The sequence below is a fragment of the Phreatobacter sp. genome (assembly GCF_030691135.1).
In the GTDB taxonomy this organism is placed as follows: domain Bacteria; phylum Pseudomonadota; class Alphaproteobacteria; order Rhizobiales; family Phreatobacteraceae; genus Phreatobacter.
Genome location: NZ_JAUYFA010000074.1, coordinates 1 through 18,990 on the forward strand (window position 1 = coordinate 1; position 18,990 = coordinate 18,990).

An 18,990-nucleotide genomic window follows, 5' to 3' on the forward strand; every position below is an offset into this window, starting at 1 on the left:
GCCCGTCTGCAAGATCATGGACTACGGCAAGTTCAAGTTCCAGGAGCAGAAGAAGGCTGCCGAGGCCCGCCGCAACCAGAAGACGGTCGAGGTCAAGGAGATCAAGCTGCGCCCCGGGATCGACGATCACGACTACGATACCAAGATGAAGGCGATGAAGCGCTTCTTCGAGGAGGGCGACAAGGTCAAGGTGACCCTTCGCTTCCGCGGTCGCGAGATGGCGCATATGGATCTCGGCATCAAGGTTCTCGACCGCGTCAAGGTCGATACGGTCAACATCGCCAAGGTCGAACAGGAATCGCGGCTCGAGGGTCGCCAGATGATCATGGTGCTCGCGCCGAAATGAGGCTTGCCGGCCTCCGGCGCGACCCTGCATTGTCATCGACGCCTGCGATCCGATCGCAGGCGTTTTCGTTTCGGGATCAGCCCGAGCAAATGAGATCCGGGAGACAGCCATGTCCGCCACCGCCGATACCGGGACCTTGCGGCGCGACCTCGCGGCCGCGCTTCGGCTGACCGCGCGATTCGACCTCAACGAGGGCATCTGCAACCATTTCTCCGTCGTCGTGCCCGGCCCGGACGAGCGCTACCTGATCAATCCCTACGGCATCCATTGGGGCGAGATGCGTCCCGACGACCTCCTGCTGATCGACGGCGAGGGCACGATCCACCAGGGCTGGGGTGAGGTGGAGGCGACGGCCCGCAACATCCACATCGCCGGCCACCGCGCCAATCCGCGCCACCAGGCGATCCTCCACGTGCACATGCCCCATGCGACGGCGCTCACGATGGTGGAGGGCGGCAGACTGGAAATGGCACATCAGACGGCCTGCCGGTTCCTCGACCGGACCGCCTACCAGGGCTTCGGCGGCGTTGCGTTGAACGCCGAGGAAGGCGAGCGCATTGCCCAGGCGCAGAAGGACAATCCCCATGCCGACGTGATCTTCCTCGATCATCACGGCGTGACCATCGGCGGGCCGACGGTCGCTGTCGCCTTCGATGACCTCTATTATCTGGAACGCGCCTGCCGGCAGCAGATTCTGGCGCTGTCGACAGGGCTGCCGTTGAAGATCATCCCCGACGAGCAGGCGCGGCAGACGGCGCGAGAGTGGATGCAGGTCCTCGACTATCAGGCGACCAAGCATTTCCAGGCGCTGATGCGGATCAACGGCTTGTGACGATCCGCGACCATCGGCGCGTGGCGGACTAGTTTGGAACGGTGCTAAACAACCTTCGTGGTCCTTGATCGACGTCAAGGCCAAGACGGACGTGCTTCGGCACATTCTGACAATCCCCCGACCTGTCGCCGGGGCTCGCACGGACAGACGAGCCATGACCTACGCCCATTTCTTCGAGCAGGCAGTCTCCCGCCTCAAGGACGAGCGCCGCTACCGCGTCTTTGCCGACCTCGAACGCAAGGTCGGCCAGTTTCCGCAAGCCACCTGGCATTCCCCGGGCGGCCCGCGCGACGTCGTCATCTGGTGTTCCAACGACTATCTCGGCATGGGCCATCACCCGAAGGTGGTCGAGGCGATGGCCGAGACTGCCCGCTCCATGGGCGCGGGCGCCGGCGGCACCCGCAACATTTCCGGCACATCGCATCCGATCGTGGAGCTGGAGCGCGAGCTCGCCGACCTCCACGGCAAGGAGGCCGCCCTGGTCTTCACCTCCGGCTACATCTCCAACCAGGCCGGCATCTCGACCATCGCCAAGCTGCTGCCCGACTGCCTCATCCTGTCGGATGCTCTCAACCACAATTCGATGATCGAGGGCATCCGCCAGTCCGGCTGCGATCGTCGGATCTTCCGCCACAACGACCTAGCCCATCTCGAGGAGCTCCTGGTCGCCGCCGGCCCCGAGCGCAACAAGCTGATCGTCTTCGAGAGCGTCTATTCGATGGATGGCGACATCGCGCCGATTGCCGCGATCTGCGATCTCGCCGAACGCCACCACGCCATGACCTATATCGACGAGGTCCATGCGGTGGGCATGTATGGACCACGTGGCGCGGGCGTCGCCGAGCGCGACGGGCAGATGAACCGCCTCGACGTCATCGAAGGCACCCTCGGCAAGGCCTTCGGCGTCATGGGCGGCTATATCGCGGGATCGGCGGCGGTGATCGACGCGGTGCGCTGCCACGCGCCGGGCTTCATCTTCACCACCGCCCTGCCGCCGGCCATCGCCAGCGCAGCGGCTGCCGCCATCCGTCACCTGAAGGGCTCAGCCATAGAGCGGGACATGCAGCAGCGTCAGGCCGCCCGGACGAAGCGCGTGCTGTCACTCGCCGGCCTGCCCGTCATGATGTCGAACACCCACATCGTGCCGGTGATGGTGGGCGATGCAGAACGCTGCAAGGCTGCGAGCGATCGGCTTCTCGCGGATCACGGCATCTACATACAGCCGATCAACTACCCGACCGTGCCGCAGGGAACCGAGCGCCTGCGGATCACGCCCGGCCCGGCCCATACCGATGCCATGATCGACGATCTCGCCGGGGCCCTGCTGCAGGTCTGGATCGGCCTCGACCTGCCGATCCAGCGCTATCAGGCCGCTGCCGAATAGGCGGCGTCCCGGTCAGGCGGGGACCACCTCGGTGGTGCGCATCCGGGCGAGGGGCAGCCGCGAAATGACGCGGTCGATCTCGGCCGGACGCATCAGGCGAAACCGCACCGGTGCCTTGTGCACGTCGGTGAGGGGCTTTCCGGCCGTCACGCGCCAGGCGACGATCAGCATCTCATAGGTCTCGGCATCGACACCGGCGATGTGGCAGATGGCGCCCAGCGCCTTCTCGTCGTCACGCTCGAGGATTTTTCGGCCGGCATCGCGGTCGCGACCGATGCAGCGCATCAGCAGGTCCACCGCGGGAACGATCTGCCGCTCTTCGGAGAGTTGCTGCAACTGTTCCAGAAGCTCCTCACCGGTCGGGATGTCCCGCGACGAGGCGGTGCCGAATTTCGTCGCCAGATCGACCGGACAGTCGGGACGCTGGGTGAGCATGGATCGGACCGCGGGATCGGCGCCGTGGCGCGCCACGATCTCGGCGAAACCTTCCGAGGTCAGCTGCGCGCCGGCATTGCGCACCAGCGTCAGGACGGTGGCCGCCTCCCCGTTCTCGACGATGGCCCGTGAGATCAGCGCGGAGACCTTCTGTCGCTTGGCGATGATCTGCATATGCTCCTGGCGGTCCGCGGCGCAGACGCGCAGCATGATCTCGTCGGGCAGATCGGGCGCGTTGAGAATGGCTTCGGCGACGGTGATCACATCGCAGGCGAGAGTCGTGGACGCCTCCGGCAGGCTGGCCGCGCAGCGGGCGAGACGTGGAGAGGCGCGGACGCGGCTGGACATCGGCGCGTCCCGCAGCGCCTCGGCGACGATATTGTCGAGCACCAGCGCCTTGCGCGAATCAGCATTCAGCCGCTCGCGCGAGATCTCATCGACGAGCTCCTCCACCAGCGCTCCGCGCAGCTTGGGCGCGAGAGCGCCGATCATCGAGTTGATCGGCTTCAGGGTTTCGTCGAACTGCGTTGTCATCCACCATGGCCTTTGGGATGGCAGGATGCCGCAGATGTCTTAATCAGCCCTAAACCATCTGTCGCCACGCCAGGGGACGTCAGGCGTCCCGGACCTCGCCGGCAGGCGTGAAGCCGAGACCGACCAGCGCCGGACCGGCTGCCGCAAGCGCCGCCTCGAACCGGGCGAGGACCGCCGGGCGGCGCGGGACGGCAGCCACGGCGAAATCGTAATGCTCCTGCGCCAGCGGGATGAAGCCGAGACCGAGGGCCGCGGCGGCCGGGGCGATGGCAAGGCCCCAGTCGGCCCGGCTCTGGGCGATGGCGGCGACCACCGCATTGTGAGAGCGCGGCTGGTTCCAGTAGCCGGGCGGTTTGCGGCCGGCGAGGAGCCCATCGAGGAGCATGCGCGTGCCGGCTCCGGCATTGCGGTTGACCATCAGGCAGTCCGGGTCGGCCCATGCCGCCGCCAGCGCCTGTTCGGGCGCGGTGAGGCCATCGAAACGGCTGTCGCCAGGCCGATAGACGATGCCCTGCATGCGGCGCCAGCCGGGAACGAGGCGCATGCCCTCCGCCAGGAAGGGTGCGTTGTAGCGGGAGGTGGCGGCATCGAGAAGGTGGATCGGCGCGATGTCGCACTCGCCGCGCTTCAGGGCGGCGAGACCGCCGAGGCTCCCGAGGGCATGGGAACGGGCGGTGACGCCGCTGTCCGCCAGGTGCTCGATCACGGCGTCGAGGCCGGTGCAGTGGCTGCCCATGATGGTGAGGTCGGGCGGAACGATGTGGGGAGCGAAGAGCGTGACAGTGGTCTCGGCACCCGCCGCCATGGCCTCGCTCAACGCGTCGATGGTGAGGAACCCGTCGGCCTGGCTGAAGGCGGTGACGGCGCCCGAGCCCTTGCCGACGGGATAGGCGGCAAGGCCCTCGGGGCCTTCGGAGAGCGCCACCATGACGAATTCGGTCCGGCCGAGATCGGAGGGGATGCGCGCTGCGGTGCGCGCCGTGACGCCGATCTCCGCCCGCTCGGGCAGACCTGCCAGAAGGCGCAGGACCGGGGCGACGATGTCGTGGAAGGTGAACATGGCAGAGGTCGGAAAGCCCGGCAGGACGACCACCGGCTTGCCTTCGCAGACGGCGAGACAGAGCGGCTTGCCCGGCTTCAGGGCGACGCCATGGGCAACGATGCCCGGGGCGCCGAGCTTCTCGACAAGGCGATAGGTCAGGTCTCCGGCACCTTTCGAGGTGCCGCCGGAGAGGATGACGGCGTCGCAGGTGGCATGGGCTTGCCGAATGGCCGCCTCGAGCGCCTCGGCCGCATCGGGGACGGCGCCGAAGCGGATGGCGGTGCAGCCGTTCTCCTCAAGCGCCGCTGCAACGATGGGGCCGTTGGAATCGTAGATGGCCGCGGGCCTGAGTGCGTCGCCCGGTGCCACCAGTTCGTCGCCGGTGGAAATGACCGCGACCCGCGGCTTGCGCCAGACAGGTGCCGCCGCGGCACCGACCGCGGCGAGCATGCCGATCTCGCGCGAGCCGATCACCGTGCCGCGGCGCAGCAGGGTTTCGCCGCGGGCGATGTCGGAGCCGGCGAAGGCGATGTTCTGGCCGGGACCGGCGGCCCGCTGGACGGACAGGCCGCGCCCGGGCTCGAACGCGGTATGCTCGATCATCACCACAGCATCGGCGCCGCGGGGGATGGGACCACCCGTCGCGATGGGCGTCGCCGTGCCGACCGTCACGGCGAGACCGGGCGGGGTTCCGCAGGCGATCGTCTCGTCGTTGAGCAGCAGCCAGACCGGCGCCGCCTCGGAAGCGGTCGGCACATCGGCGGCGCGCAGGGCGAAGCCGTCGACCACCGAGCGGTCGAAGGGCGGCGTGTCGACCGGGGCGGCGATGGTTTCGGCGAGGACACGTCCCACCAGCCCGTCGAGAGCCACCGGCTCAGCCCCGAGCGGCGTGAGGTCGAGTGCCGCGCGGAAACGGGCAATGGCCTCGTCGCGGGACAGGACTGTCAGGAACTGGTCCTGAACGATGGCGGCGTTGGGGGTCATAGCGGTTCGAAAGGCTCCGTGAAGGGGATCGCGGCGAGCGGCGCGCCGGCCGCGGCACCCTCGCTTGCCGGATCGAGGATGGCGACGGCATCGGCGGCGAGCAGGGCCGACAGGGTGACACGCCCGATGCCGAGTGGCTCAAAGGCATCGCCGGTGTGGCGGAGCAGGGCGATGTCGGCAAGACCCACCTGCGAGACGATCTTGCGGGTGAGCGGACGGGTGACAAGGCGGGGCCGCCGCGCCGTAGCGGCCGCGACGAAGGGCAGAACGAGGGCATAGAAGCCCATGACGACGGCGTCGAACCGCGGCGCGAGGACGAGCATGCGGCCGGTGGCATCGCCGGACAGCGCCATATCGCCGCCCGGACGGACGGCGATGCCGGACAGGTCCACCGCGACTCCGGCCGGGTCGGCCGCGAGGTGCAGGGTGAGATCGACGGGCGGCATGGTGACGACGGCGCAGCCCGCTGCCGACAGCCGCGCAGCCAGCCAGACCGCTGCGGCGCCGGCATTATCTCCCATCACGGCGATGCGCGGCCGGCGGATCGCCACGGTGGTGATGCCGGCCAGGGCCAGCGCCAGGGCGATCTCGGCGGTGATCGTGGCGCCCCCCGCGACGAGCAGCGCGTCCTGCGCCAGGTCGCTGCCGGCCAGCGCCGCACCCTCGCCGGGATAGGCCGGCTGGCCGATCTCGTGGACCGGCCCCGAGACAGTGACGGCATCGGCGGGAAGCACCGCATCGGTGCCGGCAGGGAGGTCATCGCCGTGGAACAGCCGCGGCGGCGCCGACGCCATCATCGCCGGCGTGTAGGGGGAGGCGCCGACGAGGTCGGCGCTGGCCACCGCGATGCCGCTCCGCAGCGCGACTGACCTGGCGGGAAGGGCCATCGCGGCCCGCAGCGTCACGGCCGCGACCCAGCCGACAGCCTCACCCACCGGCACGATTTCGGGCGGCACGGGCGCGAGACCGGCGAGGAGGCGGGCGAGGGCATCGCCGAGGGGCGTGAGCGTGGTGGCGCTGGACATGAGGCTCATATGGGGCGCGCGCCGTTCATGTCACCGGTTGAGCCGCACGACACCCGCGGGCGCCACGTCGTAGCCACCCAGGGCCTCGGCGCGGCGGGCGAAGCCCGACTCGCGCAGAAAGGCGAAGAGCCGCTGGGCGGGAGGCTCGAAATAGGTGCGACGACGCAGCACGAGATCGAAGGTCTCCCAGACCAGCGGCACGAAGCCAAGACCATGCATGGCGGCGACGGCCCGGGTGGCGATGCCGCAATCGATCTCGTCACCGCGGATGGCGAGAGCGAGATCCGGCCCCGTCGGATAGGGTGTCGGCGCACGCCGGAGACGGTCGAGGGCCATGCCCGCCCTCGCCGCCACGGCGGCCAGCAGCAGTTGGGCGCCGGCGCCGGCCGGGCGAAGTCCGATACGCGCCTCGCGCCGCGCCACGTCATCCAGCGTGCCGATGGCCAGCGGGTTGCCGGGAGCGACGAGAAAGCCCTGCTCGCGGCGGGCGAAGCCGATCACCACCGCGTCGTGGAGGCCCGCCCGGGCGATGACGCCGGAGCGGTTCGCAGCCTCGTCTTCGCCCGCGTCGTGCAGATGAATGGCGGCGGCAGCGACCTCGTTGCGCTCCAGCCGGTCGAGCCCCGCCTCGGACCCCTCGGCGAGCAGCGCCAGGCCCGATCCCGACTGGCGCAGGGCCCATTCGAGCAGGGGATCGTGGCTGCCACCGACGATGGGTGGGGCAGGCTCGGCGACGAAACCGTCGGGCCGGGCGAGGCCTGCGGCCACCCAGCGGTCGAGCGCCGCACGGGGAAACAGCCATTTGCCGCTGACCTTCGAACAGGGCACCGCGCCGTTCGCCACCAGTTCGTAGAGCTTGCGCTCCTTCATGCGGAGATAGGCCGCCGCCTCGTCCGTGGTCAGGAAGACATCGTCCTGCATAGATATGCTCTTGAATGCATTGATTCCATATTTGCCTATTCCTATGCATTTTTTGTAGAGTTCGCAAGAGTTTGCCGCAGACACTGGACTTTACCCCCCTTGGACATCTCCCAGTCCTTCGCCGCCGCCATCGGGCTGATCCTCGGCGGCGACCCGGCCTTCCTCGCCATCGTCGGCCTGTCGCTGACCGTGACGCTGTCCGCCGTGGCCATCGCCGCGTTCATCGGCCTGCCGCTCGGCGCCCTGCTGGCGCTCGCGCGCTTTCCGGGCCGCGGTGCGGTCATCGTGCTGGTCAATGCGCTGATGGGTCTGCCGCCCGTGGTCGCCGGGCTCCTCGTCTTCCTGCTGCTGTCGCGCTCGGGGCCGCTCGGGCCGCTCGGCCTGCTGTTCACGCCGACCGCCATGGTGCTCGCGCAGACGCTGCTGGTCCTGCCCATCGTCATCGCCATCACGCGGCAGCTCACCGAGGATCTCCACGGTGAATATCGCGAGCACCTGGCGTCGATCGGACTGACCGGCCGCAGCGCCATTCCCACCCTGCTCTGGGATGGGCGCTTCGCCCTCGCCACCGCGATCCTCGCGGGGTTCGGCCGGGCCAGCGCCGAGGTCGGCGCCGTGCTCATCGTCGGCGGCAATATCGCCGGCTACACCCGCACGATGACGACCGCGATCGCCCTTGAGACCTCCAAGGGCGACCTGCCGCTGGCGCTCGGCCTCGGCATCGTGCTGATCCTGCTGACCCTCGCCATCAACGCCGTCACCTATGGCGCGAGCCGTGTCGGCGCGCGCTTCGCCGGATGAGCGGCATGCGCGACACCCTCTCCGTCCTGCCGCTGACGGTGACCGATCTGGTCTTCGAGGCCGGCGGGCGCCGGCTGGTCGACGGCATCGGCTTCACCCTGCCGCAGGGCGGTCTGACGGTGCTGATCGGCCCCAACGGGTCCGGCAAGTCGCTGACCCTGCGGCTCTGCCACGGACTGCTGACGCCGCACTCCGGGTCCATCTCGTGGGCAGCGGCTGACGGGATCGTCAGCGGCGTGAAACGCCACGCCATGGTGTTCCAGAAGCCGGTCATGCTGCGCCGCTCGGCCCGCGCCAACATCCTGCATGCACTGGCCGCCTTCGGCCTGTCGCGCGGCGAGAGGACCGCGCGTGCCGCGGAAGCACTCGAGCGTTTCGGGCTCGCCGGCCTCGCCGATCGCCCGGCGCGGCTCATGTCGGGCGGCGAACAACAGCGGCTTGCCATCGCCCGGGCCTGGGCGCTGCGCCCGCAGGTCCTGTTTCTCGACGAGCCGACCTCGCAGCTCGATCCCGGCGCCACGCGCCAGATCGAGGAGATGCTGATGGCGCTCAGGGGCGAGGGCATGACGCTGGTCATGGCCACCCACGACATGGGGCAGGCGCGGCGGCTCGCTGACCGCGTGCTGTTCCTCCACCGCGGCCACCTCGGCGAGGACGCCGAGGCCGCAACCTTCTTCGCCGGCCCGGCCAGCACCGAGGCCCGCGCCTTCATCGCCGGTGACCTCGTCTGGTGATCCGGTCCGACAACCCTGAGGAGACGACCATGCTGACCAAGAGACATCTGCTGGGCGCCACGACGGCGCTGCTGGCACTCGGCGCCGCGGCGCTGGCCCAGGATACGCGTCCCGCTGCGACGACCGCGGCACCGGCCCCGGCGGGCACCCGGTTCATCACGGTGGCCTCGACCACGTCGACCGTCGATTCCGGCCTGTTCAACCATCTCCTGCCGCTGTTCAAGGCGAAGACCGGCATCGACGTCCGGGTCATCAGCCAGGGCACCGGCCAGGCTCTCGACACCGGGCGGCGCGGCGATGCGGATGTCGTCTTCGTGCACGCGCGCGCAGCCGAGGAGAAATTCGTCGCCGACGGCCATGGCGGCCCGCGCCGCCCGGTCATGTACAACGACTTCGTGCTCATCGGTCCGAAGAGCGACCCGGCCGGTATCAAGGGCTCGCGCGACATCGCCGCCGCCCTGACCGCCATCCAGACCAAGGCGGCGCCCTTCGTGTCGCGCGGCGACCGCTCCGGCACGCATCAGGCCGAACTCGCCCTGTGGCAGGCGGCCCGCATCGATCTCGCCGCCACGCGCGGGACCTGGTACCGCGAGATCGGCCAGGGCATGGGCGCCGCCCTCAACACGGCGGGCGGCATGAACGCCTATGTCCTGTCCGACCGCGCCACCTGGCTGTCGTTCCGCAACCGCGGTGATCTCGACATCCTCGTCGAAGGCGACCGTCGCCTGTTCAACCAGTACGGCATCATGCTGGTGAACCCGCAGCGTCACCCGCATGTGAAACAGGCGGATGGCCAGGCTTTCATCGACTGGATCGTTAGCCCGGAGGGCCAGAAGGCCATTGCCGACTACAAGATCAACGGTCAGCAGCTGTTCTTCGCCAATGCCTCCGATACGGGGGCTTGAGATGCGGACGCTGATCGTTACGGCTGTCCTGGCGTTGAGTACAGGTTCGGTCATGGCCCAGGAGGCCGTCCTCCTGCACGCGGCGGGGAGCCTGCGTGGCGCACTGACGGAGGTTTCGTCGGCCTTCGAGGCGGCTGGCGGGCCGAAGGTGACCCAGGTCTATCGCCCCTCCGGTCTGATCCGCGAGGCCATCGCCGGCGGCGAACGCGCGGAGGTCTTCGCCTCCGCCAATATGACCCATCCCCAGGCCTTGGCCACCGCCGGCAAGGCCGGGCCCGTCGTTCTCTTCGCCCGCAACGCGCTCTGCGCCTTCGTGCGGCCGGGGCTTGAGGTGACACCGGCCACCCTGCTCGATCGCATGCTCGACCCGGCGATCAAACTCGGCACCTCGACGCCGCGGGCCGATCCGGCCGGCGACTATGCCTACCAGGTTTTCGCCCGCGCCGAGGCGGTGCGGGCGGGGGCACGGGCGGCGCTGGAGGCCAAGGCGCTTCAGTTGACCGGCGGCCCGACCAGCGCGCCGGTCCCGGCCGGTCGCAACGCCTATGGCCATGTGATCGCCGAGGGCAAGGCGGACCTCTTCCTGGCCTATTGCACCAATGCGGGTCCGATCGCGCGCGAACAACCCGGCATCCGGATGGTGCCTCTGCCGGAGACCCTGGCGGTCGGCGCCGATTATGGCATCACCGTCATCGCCAGCGCCTCGCCCGCGGCCTACCGGCTGGCCCTGTTCGTCCTGTCCCCGCCGGGCCAGCAGATCCTCGCCAAGCACGGCTTTGTCGCCCCAGGCCTGCCGAAGGAGTGAGGCAACGGGCCGATGGCACGGCGCTGCGGCGCCGTGCTATGGACGCGGGTTCCATCGTGACTCTCGGTGCCATGTCCCAATCCGCCCCGCTGATCGTGCCCAACCCCGCCGACCCGCGCCTCACCGAGAGGGTCACCGGCGTCAACGAGAGCGGCGAGCGGATCGAGACCTCGGTGACGGTGGAGCGGCCGCTGACGCTCTATCTGAATGCCCAGGAGATCGTCACGATGATGACGATCGGCGATTATCCCGACTATCTCGCCATCGGCTATCTGCTCAACCAGAACATGCTGAAGCCCACGGACGTGGTCACCGGCGTCGATTATGACGAGGATCTCGAGGTGGTGGTGGTGCGCACGGAAGAGCACACCAATTTCGAGGCCAAGCTGAAGAAGCGGACGCAGACCTCAGGCTGCGCCCAGGGCACGGCCTTCGGCGACCTCATGGAGGCGCTGTCGGAGATTTCGCTGCCCCGCTCCGCGTTCCGCACGTCGTGGCTCTACCGGCTGACCCACGCCATCAACACGATGCCCTCGCTCTATCTCGAGGCCGGCGCGATCCATGGCTGCGTCCTGTGCCGCGAAGACCAGCCGCTGGTCTATATGGAGGATGTCGGCCGTCACAATGCGGTGGACAAGATCGCCGGCTGGATGTTCCGCCACGGCGAGAGCGGCGCCGACAAGATCTTCTATACGACCGGGCGGCTGACCTCGGAGATGGTCATCAAGACCGTACGCATGGGCATTCCGGTCCTCGTCTCGCGCTCCGGCTTTACCGCCTGGGGTGTGGAACTGGCACGCCAGTGCGGCCTGACCCTGATCGGCCGCGCCAAGGGCAAGCGGTTCGTGGCGCTGGCCGGCGAGGATCGCATCGTCTTCGACCAGGACCTCGCCTATGTCGCGGACGAGAGCGCCCGTCACCGGCGCAAGGGCGCGGAGGACTGAGGCGTGACCCATCCCGAGACCCTCGGCGTGCTGCTGGCCGGCGGCCTCGCCCGGCGCATGGGTGGCGGCGACAAGCCGCTGCGCAGCGTCGGGGGCGTGACGCTCCTCGATCGCGCCGTGGCCCGCATCGGCCCGCAGTGCGACGGTCTCATCGTCAATGCCAATGGCGACCCGGCGCGCTTCGCCGGCCTCGGCCTGCCGGTCGTGGCCGACACGGTGGAGGGGTTCGCCGGACCGCTCGCCGGCATTCTGGCGGCGCTCGAATGGATGGCGGCGCAGCGGCCCGGAACGGGCTGGCTCGTGTCGATCCCGACGGATTCGCCTTTTCTGCCAGCCGATCTGGTTAAGCGGTTGCATGCAGCGCGCGAGACGGCGGGAACGGCGCTCGCCTGCGCCCGCTCCGGCGACCAGACCCATCCGGTCGTCGGACTCTGGCCGGTGTCGCTGGCCGCCGACCTCCGGCATGCCCTGGTTGTCGAGGACATGCGCAAGATCGACCGCTGGACGGCGCGCCATGGCATTGCAGAGGCGGTGTGGCCGACGGCGCCCTGTGACCCCTTCTTCAACGCCAACAGCCCCGAGGATCTGGCGGAGGCCGAGACGATCCTCGCCCGCTTTCCTGAGGCCTAGAGGTCAGCGCAGTAGCGCGTAGGCGAGGAAGGCGACGGTTTCGCCGGGCGCCACGCGCTCCACCGGCTCGGGCAGTTCGATCAGCCCGTCAGTCTCGGTCAGCGACGTGATGACCCCGGCACCGTCGCGCGGATGCTTCACCGCCTCGATCACCCCATCGGCGCCACGTCGGAGCGCGACGCGCACATATTCCCGCCGGCCGGTCTTCTTCCTGTAGGGGAAGGCGGAGCGCACCGGCAGGGCCATGGGCGCCGTCGGCGCGCCGCCTGCCAGAACGGCCAGGAACGGCCGGACGACATGGGCGAAGGTGACAAAGACGGCGACGGGATTGCCGGGCAGGCCGATGAAGGCGGCTGACTGGCCGGGCCTGTCCGAAGGGATCACGCCCATGGCGACAGGGCGTCCTGGCTTGATGGCGAGGCGCCAGAAGGTGAGGCTGCCGACAGCCTCAACCGCCGTCTTGACGTGATCCTCCTCACCGGTGGAGACTCCGCCGGACGTCAGGATCAGGTCGTGGTCTGTGGCGGCCGCCCGCAGCGCCGCGGCGATCGCCGACCGGTCGTCTCCGAGGATGCCGAGGTCGGTGACGGCGACGCCGAGACGGCGGAGCAGGGCCTGCAGCATGAAGCGGTTGGAATCATAGAGCTGGGCGGGCCCAAGCGGCGTGCCCGGCGAGACGATCTCGTTGCCCGTCGAGAAGACCGCGACCCGCACGCGGCGGCGGACCGTGACGCGGGTCAGGCCCAGGGCGGCCGCCAGCGCGATCGTTTCCGGAGCCATCAGCCGGCCGGCGGCCAGCGCGAGGCCGCCTGCCGGCAGATCCTCCCCCGCCGGGCGGCAATTGGCACCGGCGGCAAGGCCCGGCGGCAGCATGACGGCATCGCCGTCGAGCCGCACATCCTCCTGCATGAAAACGGTGTCGCAGCCCTCCGGCATCGGTGCGCCGGTGAAGATGCGCACAGCTTCCGCCGGGCGGGAGGCGGCGGCCACGGCGCCGGCGGGAACGCGCGAGCCGATGGCGAGGCGCGTCTCGGCGCCGGGCGTCAGGTCGGCGAGGCGCACGGCATAGCCGTCGACGGCGGAGTTGAAGAAGGGGGGCAGGTTGACCGGGGCGACGAGCGGGCCGGCGAGGATCCGGCCATCGGCATCGAGTAGCGCGACCTCCTCGGTCTCGGCGACGGGGGACAGTCCCGCACCGACGCGGGACAGCGCCTCCTCGACGGACAGAAGCTGGCCGCCAAAGGCGAACTGGTCGGAGGAGAGCTGGGCCATGGCCTATCCCGTCCGCGTCGCCTTGCGCGGCTGGCGCGCCAGTTCCAGCGGAGCGGTGGCCCTCAGACGCGCGACGACTTCGCCCAGGGGCTCGGCGGCGTCGACCAGCAGGTCGGCGGCCGCTTCGCCGGCGTCGAGGCCGACGCGCGGGCCTGTCCAGGGCGGCGGCGCGACATCGCAGATCAGCCCATGGACGTGGGAGATGTCGGGAAAGAGCCAGGGCTTGCCGTTGGCGGCGCGGTGGATCTCGACCTTGGGATGGGCCTCGCGCTTGAAACCCTCGACGATCACGAGGTCGACGGGGGAGAGGCGCATCAGGAGATCGGCGAGGCGTGGTTCCTCGGTCTCGCGCAACTCGTGCATCAGGGCCCAGCGGCGGCCCGAGGCGACGAGCACCTCGGTGGCGCCTGCCGTGCGATGGGCATGGGAATCCTTGCCCGGCTGATCGATGTCGAAGGCGTGGTGGGCGTGTTTGACGGTGGAGACGCCGAGGCCCCGCGCGGTCAGGACGGGGATGACGCGGGCGAGCAGCGTGGTCTTGCCCGCCCCGCTCCATCCCGCAAGTCCGACGACCTTCATGAACGCTCCCCCGGCCCGTCCGGGGCAAGGTCCCGGCTGCGCGGGAAACTAGGGCGTCGGCCGAGCAGGCGCCAGCCCCTGAGACGAAGACGCCCGACCTTTCGGCCGGGCGCGCATCGCATGACCTTGCGGACAGGTCTATTCGGCGGGCTGAGCAGAGGCGTGGGGATGAGCCGCACCCTTGCCCATTTTCTCCTCGACCCAGAGCGAATGGTGCTCCTTGGCCCAATTGAGATCGACCTCGCCGGAGGTCATGGCATCCGCCGCGCCCTCCATGCCGACCGAGCCGATATAGATATGGGCGATCATCGCGGCGATCAGGAGCACGGAGACGATGCCATGGATGATGTTCCAGAACTGCAGGGCCAGGACGCCGCCCGCCCATTCGGGGAACAGGAGGTAGACGCCCGAGAGCGACAGGAGACCGCCGCCGATGATGACGGACCAGAAGATGACCTTCTGTCCGGCGTTGAACTTCTTCGCCGGGGGATGCTCGCTGCCGACCAGTCCGCCACCCTTCTTGATCCAGTTGATGTCGGTGCTGTCCGGGATGTTGTGGACGACCCAGGTGACGAACATGAAGACCAGCCCGAGCATGAACGGCCAGGCGAGGTAGTTATGGGCATATTTGGCCCATTGCGACATGGCGGCGAAGGCGCCTTCGCCGAACAGCGGCGCCAGGACGAACTTGCCGAAGGTGACGTTCAGTCCCGACAGGGCCAGGATGATGAAGCAACCCGCCGTGAGCCAGTGGATGAAGCGCTCGAAGGTGGAGAAGCGCAGGATGGTGACGCCCGCCCGGCCGGCTTCGATCATGATGCGGCCGCGGGTCATGTAGAAGACCGCGAGAAGGCCGAGCATGCCGAGGATGGCGATGGCGCCGATCCAGTGCATCGTGCCCTGGTGGAAGATACGCCAGGCCTGGCCCTGCGGCTGGATCAGGTTGCCCGCGCTGGCGTCGGGGATGGTGATGCGGCCCGATAGCGTCGTGCCCTGGCCCGGTGTCCCGGACCGCAGCGCGTCCAGGAGCTGGCGCTCCTGCACGGAGGCGGCCGTCGGATTGACCGAGGTCGGCTGCTGGGCGAAGGCCGGCGCGGCGATGAATAGGGCCGTTGCAACAGCGAAGGCTGCAACGAGAGACCGAAGCGAGAAGCGCATCGGGTGGTCCTCCCTGTGGATGGACCGCACCCGCGGTCATCCGGAATTGACGGCGATGAGGGCGGCGGGCGAACCCGCCGCCGCAGCGGATCAGATGGCGATCGTTTCCTTGTAGGCCGTCTGCCAGCCCCAGGCGCCGGAGCCGTAACCGCGCCTCAGCACGCGCTCCTTGTAGATGGTCGCGATCATCGCGCTGTCACCGGCAAGGAGAGCCTTGGTCGAGCACATCTCGGCGCAGAGCGGCAGCTTGCCCTCGGCGAGGCGGTTGGCCCCGTAAGCGGCATATTCGGCCGTCGAACCATCCGCCAGCGGGCCGCCGGCGCAGTAGGTGCACTTGTCCATCTTGCCACGCGTGCCGAAATTGCTGACGCGCGGATATTGCGGCGCGCCGAAGGGGCAGGCGTAGAAGCAGTAACCGCAGCCGATGCAGAGCTCCTTGGAGTGGAGCACCACCGCGTCCGCCGTGGTGTAGAAGCAGTTCACCGGGCAGACCGCCGCGCAGGGCGCGTCGGTGCAGTGCATGCAGGCCATCGAGATGGAGCGCTCGCCGGGCTTGCCGTCGTTGAGGGTGACGACGCGGCGGCGGTTGATGCCCCAGGGCACGTCGTGCTCGTTCTTGCAGGCGGTGACGCAGGCGTTGCATTCGATGCAGCGATCAGCGTCGCAGAGGAATTTCATGCGGGCCATGGATCAGGTCCTCCCTCTCACGCTGCCTGGATCTGACAGAGCGTGGCCTTGCCTTCGTGCATTCCCGTCACCGGGTCGTAGCCGTAGGTGGTCACAGTGTTGACGCTCTCGCCGAGGACGATCGGATCCGTCCCCTGCGGGTAATTGCTGCGCTGGTCGACGCCCTGGTACCAGCCACCGAAGTGGAAGGGCATCCAGGCGACGCCGGGACCGACGCGCTCGGTGACCAGCGCCTTGACGCGGGCGCGACCGCCCTCCGGGCCGGCGACCCAAACCCAGGAACCGTCGGCGATGCTGCGCTGGCCGGCGTCACGCGGGTTGATCTCGACGAACATGTCCTGCTGCAGCTCAGCGAGCCACTTGTTGGACCTGGTCTCCTCGCCACCGCCTTCGTACTCGACCAGCCGGCCGGAGGTGAGGATGATCGGGAACTGCCGCGCGATCCCCTTGTCCACTGCGCCTTTCTGATAGGTCGTGTGGAGGTTGGGCATGCGAAGTGTGCGCTCGTCCGCGCGGGCCGGATACTTGGCCACGAGGTCGGTGCGGGGCGTGTAGATCGGCTCGCGATGGATCGGCACCGGATCGGGCAGGTTCCAGGCGATGGCGCGGGCCTTGCCGTTGCCGAAGGGGCAGACGTTCTTCTCGAGGCAGACACGCTGGATGCCGCCGGAGAGGTCGGTCGCCCAGGACACGGCGCCGGGATTGGCTCCGCCCTGACGCTCGATCTGCGCCTTTTCGTCCGGGGTCAGAGCCGAATCCCAGCCGAGTCGCTGGAAGATGGCATAGGTGAACTCCGGATAGCCGTCCTGGATCGCCGAATCGAGGCTCCAGGAATTCTGCGCCAGCAGCGTCTCGCCGTTGCGCTCCAGGCCGAAGCGCGGCCGGAAGGTACCGCCGCCGTCCTTGATAGCGACATTGGTATTGTAGAGGATATGCGTGCCGGGGTGACGCACCTCGGGCTTGCCCCAGCACGGCCAGGGCAGGCCGTAGAAGTCACCGCCGACGTCCGCCAGATCCTTCGGCGCGCGCAGGGTGACGATGTCGAACTTGTCCTGGTTCGCCATGTGCGCCTTGATGCGCTCCGGTGACTGGCCAGTATAGCCGGTCGACCAGCCGCCGCGGTTGATCTCGCGGAGAATGGATTCGGCCTGGGGCTCGTCGCCGTACTTGCCCTTGATCATCGTGTAGTTCTTGAACATCTCAGTGGCGAAACCGAGCTTCTGGGCGAACTTGTAGATGATCCAGTAGTCGGTCGCCGATTCGAAGATCGGCTCCACCACCTTCTCGCCCCACTGGACCGACCGGTTGGATGCGGTCCGCGACCCGTCGCACTCGAAATTGGTGCAGGCCGGCAGGACATAGGTGCCGTCGCGCCGGTTGTGCAGCGAGACGAAGTTGGTCGGATGCGGGTCGACAACCACGAGAAGTTCGAGCTTGCCGAGGCCCTCGACCGCCGCCGGAACGCGCGGGATGGTGTTGCCGCCGTGACCCATGACGAACATCGCCTTGACGTTGTCCTTCTGGTCCACCTGCTCGCCCGGCAGCAGGGTCGCGTCAAACCAGCGGGTCGACGGGATGCCGGAGACCTCCATGTTCTGCTTGCCGGTACGGGCGGCGCGGCCGCCCTTGGCCGGCACGTCGTCGAAGCGCGACACAAAGTAGTCGTAGGGCACGTCCCAGACACGCGACCAGTGGCGCCAGGCGCCCTCGACCAGGCCGTAATAGAGCGGGAGGTTACCGACATCGAGGCCGAGATCGGTCGCACCCTGGACGTTGGTGTGACCGCGGAAGATGTTGGCGCCGGTGCCGGGCGCGCCGACATTGCCGGTGAGCAGCAGCAGCGTGCAGTAGGCGCGCACGTTGGCGGTGCCGACCGTGTGCTGGGTGGCGCCCATGCACCAGATCAGGGTCGAGGGCTTCTCGGTGGCGAAGAGCTTGGCGACCTTCTCGAGCTGGGCGCCAGGAACGCCCGACACGTCCTCGACGGTCTTCGGGTCCCACTTCTCGACTTCCTTCAGCGCCTCGGACATGCCGTAGACGCGCTGGGCGAGGAACTCCTTGTCCTCCCAGCCGTTTTTGATGATGTGCCACATGATGCCCCAGATCACCGGAATGTCGGTGCCGGAGCGGATGCGGACATATTCCGTCGCATGGGCGGCAGTACGCGTCATGCGGGGATCGATGACGATCATGTTGGCGCGGTTGATCTCCTTGCCGACCAGCACATGCTGCAGCGACACGGGATGGGCCTCGGCAGGGTTGCCGCCCATGATGATCATGGTCTTGGAATTGCGGATGTCGTTGTAGGAGTTCGTCTGGGCGCCGTAGCCCCAGGTGTTGGCGACGCCGGCCACCGTGGTGGAGTGGCAGATGCGGGCCTGGTGGTCGACGTTGTTCGTGCCCCAGAAGGCGGCGAACTTGCGGAACAGATAGGCCGCTTCGTTGGTGAACTTGGCCGAGCCGAGCATGTAGACGGAATCGGCGCCGGACTTGCCGCGGATCTCCATCATCTTGTCGCCGATCTCGTTGAACGCCTGGTCCCACGAGATGCGCTGCCACTGGCCGCCGACGAGCTTCATCGGATATTTGACGCGGCGCTCGCCGAAGACGAGCTCACGCGAGGCGGCGCCCTTGGCGCAATGCGTGCCGCGGTTGATCGGGCTCTCCCAGGCCGGCTCCTGGCCGGTCCAGACGCCGTTCTGCACCTCGGCCTTGACGGTGCAGCCCACCGAGCAATGGGTGCACATGTTCTTCTTGACGGTGATGGCGACGCCCGGCTGGGGGGCGGCGACAGCCTCGGCGCGACGGACAGCACCGAGGGTCAGCGAGCCGACGGCGACGGCGCCGGCGGCGGTGAGGCCGGAGCGGGCGAGGAAGGTACGACGATCCATCACCCCGGAGGTCAGGCCGCCGGCGAGGCCGGTGAGGCGGGTGCGGGCAGCGTCCTGGGACTTGCGCTTGATGAGCATGGG

General features: G+C 68.7%; 18 protein-coding genes. 9 read left to right on the forward strand and 9 right to left on the reverse strand.

Annotation, left to right across the window (positions count from 1 at the left end; all coding sequences use genetic code 11):
* From infC to hemA, 3 genes are all read left to right on the forward strand, one after another.
* The coding region (gene infC, locus Q8O26_RS13115) for a translation initiation factor IF-3 (RefSeq protein WP_305576289.1) at positions 1 to 346 on the forward strand (346 nt) is incomplete at its 5' end.
* A gap of 109 nt (positions 347 to 455) precedes the next feature.
* A complete protein-coding gene (locus tag Q8O26_RS13120) occupies positions 456 to 1,178 on the forward strand; it encodes an aldolase (protein ID WP_305576291.1) in 723 nt (240 codons plus the stop codon).
* Between the two features lie 154 nt (positions 1,179 to 1,332).
* Positions 1,333 to 2,562 carry a 5-aminolevulinate synthase gene (gene hemA, locus Q8O26_RS13125; RefSeq protein WP_305576293.1) on the forward strand — a complete coding sequence of 410 codons (1,230 nt, stop codon included), beginning with the start codon at positions 1,333 to 1,335 and terminating at the stop codon, positions 2,560 to 2,562.
* A gap of 12 nt (positions 2,563 to 2,574) precedes the next feature.
* Here hemA and Q8O26_RS13130 read toward each other — a convergent pair whose 3' ends face one another.
* The 4 genes from Q8O26_RS13130 to Q8O26_RS13145 form a co-directional block, all read right to left on the reverse strand.
* Entirely contained in the window at positions 2,575 to 3,531 is a 957-nt protein-coding gene (locus Q8O26_RS13130; RefSeq protein ID WP_305576295.1) for a DUF2336 domain-containing protein, read from the reverse strand.
* Positions 3,532 to 3,610: 79 nt separating this feature from the next.
* Positions 3,611 to 5,557 carry a molybdopterin biosynthesis protein gene (locus tag Q8O26_RS13135; protein WP_305576297.1) on the reverse strand — a complete coding sequence of 649 codons (1,947 nt, stop codon included), beginning with the start codon at positions 5,555 to 5,557 and terminating at the stop codon, positions 3,611 to 3,613.
* Positions 5,554 to 6,582 (reverse strand): hypothetical protein, encoded by a 1,029-nt coding sequence (locus Q8O26_RS13140; RefSeq protein WP_305576298.1) that lies wholly within the window; start codon positions 6,580 to 6,582, stop codon positions 5,554 to 5,556. The genes Q8O26_RS13135 and Q8O26_RS13140 overlap by 4 nt, the downstream gene beginning before the upstream one ends.
* Positions 6,583 to 6,612: 30 nt before the next feature.
* The gene (locus tag Q8O26_RS13145) at positions 6,613 to 7,503 is read right to left on the reverse strand and encodes a helix-turn-helix transcriptional regulator (protein WP_305576300.1); all 891 of its coding nucleotides are present in this window, start codon (positions 7,501 to 7,503) and stop codon (positions 6,613 to 6,615) included.
* A 99-nt stretch (positions 7,504 to 7,602) separates the two neighbouring features.
* Here Q8O26_RS13145 and Q8O26_RS13150 point away from each other — a divergent pair, with 99 nt between their 5' ends.
* The 6 genes from Q8O26_RS13150 to mobA all read left to right on the forward strand — a co-directional run bounded on the left by Q8O26_RS13150 (position 7,603) and on the right by mobA (position 12,322).
* Entirely contained in the window at positions 7,603 to 8,304 is a 702-nt protein-coding gene (locus Q8O26_RS13150; protein WP_371134558.1) for an ABC transporter permease, read from the forward strand.
* 5 nt (positions 8,305 to 8,309) lie between these two features.
* Positions 8,310 to 9,038, forward strand: coding sequence for an ATP-binding cassette domain-containing protein (locus Q8O26_RS13155; protein WP_305576302.1), 729 nt, complete (start codon positions 8,310 to 8,312; stop codon positions 9,036 to 9,038).
* 29 nt (positions 9,039 to 9,067) lie between these two features.
* Positions 9,068 to 9,943, forward strand: a complete 876-nt coding sequence (locus Q8O26_RS13160) for a substrate-binding domain-containing protein (protein WP_371134559.1) — start codon at positions 9,068 to 9,070, stop codon at positions 9,941 to 9,943.
* A 1-nt stretch (position 9,944) separates the two neighbouring features.
* Complete coding sequence (locus Q8O26_RS13165) at positions 9,945 to 10,748, forward strand: molybdate ABC transporter substrate-binding protein (RefSeq protein WP_305576304.1); 804 nt, start codon at positions 9,945 to 9,947, stop codon at positions 10,746 to 10,748.
* A 71-nt stretch (positions 10,749 to 10,819) separates the two neighbouring features.
* Positions 10,820 to 11,692: a formate dehydrogenase accessory sulfurtransferase FdhD gene (locus tag Q8O26_RS13170; protein ID WP_305576306.1), complete on the forward strand. Its 873-nt coding sequence runs from the start codon at positions 10,820 to 10,822 to the stop codon at positions 11,690 to 11,692.
* A 3-nt stretch (positions 11,693 to 11,695) separates the two neighbouring features.
* Positions 11,696 to 12,322 carry a molybdenum cofactor guanylyltransferase MobA gene (gene mobA / locus Q8O26_RS13175; protein WP_305576308.1) on the forward strand — a complete coding sequence of 209 codons (627 nt, stop codon included), beginning with the start codon at positions 11,696 to 11,698 and terminating at the stop codon, positions 12,320 to 12,322.
* Positions 12,323 to 12,325: 3 nt separating this feature from the next.
* Here the strand turns inward: mobA and glp are convergent, their stop codons facing one another.
* From glp to Q8O26_RS13200, 5 genes are all read right to left on the reverse strand, one after another.
* A complete protein-coding gene (glp, locus tag Q8O26_RS13180; protein ID WP_305576310.1) occupies positions 12,326 to 13,594 on the reverse strand; it encodes a gephyrin-like molybdotransferase Glp in 1,269 nt (422 codons plus the stop codon).
* A 3-nt stretch (positions 13,595 to 13,597) separates the two neighbouring features.
* Entirely contained in the window at positions 13,598 to 14,173 is a 576-nt protein-coding gene (mobB, locus tag Q8O26_RS13185; RefSeq protein ID WP_305576312.1) for a molybdopterin-guanine dinucleotide biosynthesis protein B, read from the reverse strand.
* 138 nt (positions 14,174 to 14,311) lie between these two features.
* A complete protein-coding gene (locus Q8O26_RS13190; RefSeq protein WP_305576314.1) occupies positions 14,312 to 15,331 on the reverse strand; it encodes a formate dehydrogenase subunit gamma in 1,020 nt (339 codons plus the stop codon).
* A gap of 90 nt (positions 15,332 to 15,421) precedes the next feature.
* Positions 15,422 to 16,018, reverse strand: coding sequence for a formate dehydrogenase FDH3 subunit beta (gene fdh3B / locus Q8O26_RS13195; protein WP_305576316.1), 597 nt, complete (start codon positions 16,016 to 16,018; stop codon positions 15,422 to 15,424).
* A 17-nt stretch (positions 16,019 to 16,035) separates the two neighbouring features.
* The gene (locus tag Q8O26_RS13200; RefSeq protein WP_305576318.1) at positions 16,036 to 18,987 is read right to left on the reverse strand and encodes a formate dehydrogenase subunit alpha; all 2,952 of its coding nucleotides are present in this window, start codon (positions 18,985 to 18,987) and stop codon (positions 16,036 to 16,038) included.
* Positions 18,988 to 18,990 lie beyond the last annotated feature (3 nt).

What these genes read in the sequence shown, in the direction of transcription:
- Q8O26_RS13120 (WP_305576291.1), top strand. Translation starts at nt 456, where the DNA reads ATGTCCGCCACCGCCGATACCGGGACCTTGCGGCGCGACCTCGCGGCC.
- hemA (WP_305576293.1), top strand. Translation starts at nt 1,333, where the DNA reads ATGACCTACGCCCATTTCTTCGAGCAGGCAGTCTCCCGCCTCAAGGAC.
- Q8O26_RS13130 (WP_305576295.1), bottom strand. Translation starts at nt 3,531, where the DNA reads ATGACAACGCAGTTCGACGAAACCCTGAAGCCGATCAACTCGATGATC.
- Q8O26_RS13135 (WP_305576297.1), bottom strand. Translation starts at nt 5,557, where the DNA reads ATGACCCCCAACGCCGCCATCGTTCAGGACCAGTTCCTGACAGTCCTG.
- Q8O26_RS13140 (WP_305576298.1), bottom strand. Translation starts at nt 6,582, where the DNA reads ATGTCCAGCGCCACCACGCTCACGCCCCTCGGCGATGCCCTCGCCCGC.
- Q8O26_RS13145 (WP_305576300.1), bottom strand. Translation starts at nt 7,503, where the DNA reads ATGCAGGACGATGTCTTCCTGACCACGGACGAGGCGGCGGCCTATCTC.
- Q8O26_RS13155 (WP_305576302.1), top strand. Translation starts at nt 8,310, where the DNA reads ATGCGCGACACCCTCTCCGTCCTGCCGCTGACGGTGACCGATCTGGTC.
- Q8O26_RS13160 (WP_371134559.1), top strand. Translation starts at nt 9,068, where the DNA reads ATGCTGACCAAGAGACATCTGCTGGGCGCCACGACGGCGCTGCTGGCA.
- Q8O26_RS13165 (WP_305576304.1), top strand. Translation starts at nt 9,945, where the DNA reads ATGCGGACGCTGATCGTTACGGCTGTCCTGGCGTTGAGTACAGGTTCG.
- Q8O26_RS13170 (WP_305576306.1), top strand. Translation starts at nt 10,820, where the DNA reads ATGTCCCAATCCGCCCCGCTGATCGTGCCCAACCCCGCCGACCCGCGC.
- glp (WP_305576310.1), bottom strand. Translation starts at nt 13,594, where the DNA reads ATGGCCCAGCTCTCCTCCGACCAGTTCGCCTTTGGCGGCCAGCTTCTG.
- mobB (WP_305576312.1), bottom strand. Translation starts at nt 14,173, where the DNA reads ATGAAGGTCGTCGGACTTGCGGGATGGAGCGGGGCGGGCAAGACCACG.
- Q8O26_RS13190 (WP_305576314.1), bottom strand. Translation starts at nt 15,331, where the DNA reads ATGCGCTTCTCGCTTCGGTCTCTCGTTGCAGCCTTCGCTGTTGCAACG.
- fdh3B (WP_305576316.1), bottom strand. Translation starts at nt 16,018, where the DNA reads ATGGCCCGCATGAAATTCCTCTGCGACGCTGATCGCTGCATCGAATGC.
- Q8O26_RS13200 (WP_305576318.1), bottom strand. Translation starts at nt 18,987, where the DNA reads ATGCTCATCAAGCGCAAGTCCCAGGACGCTGCCCGCACCCGCCTCACC.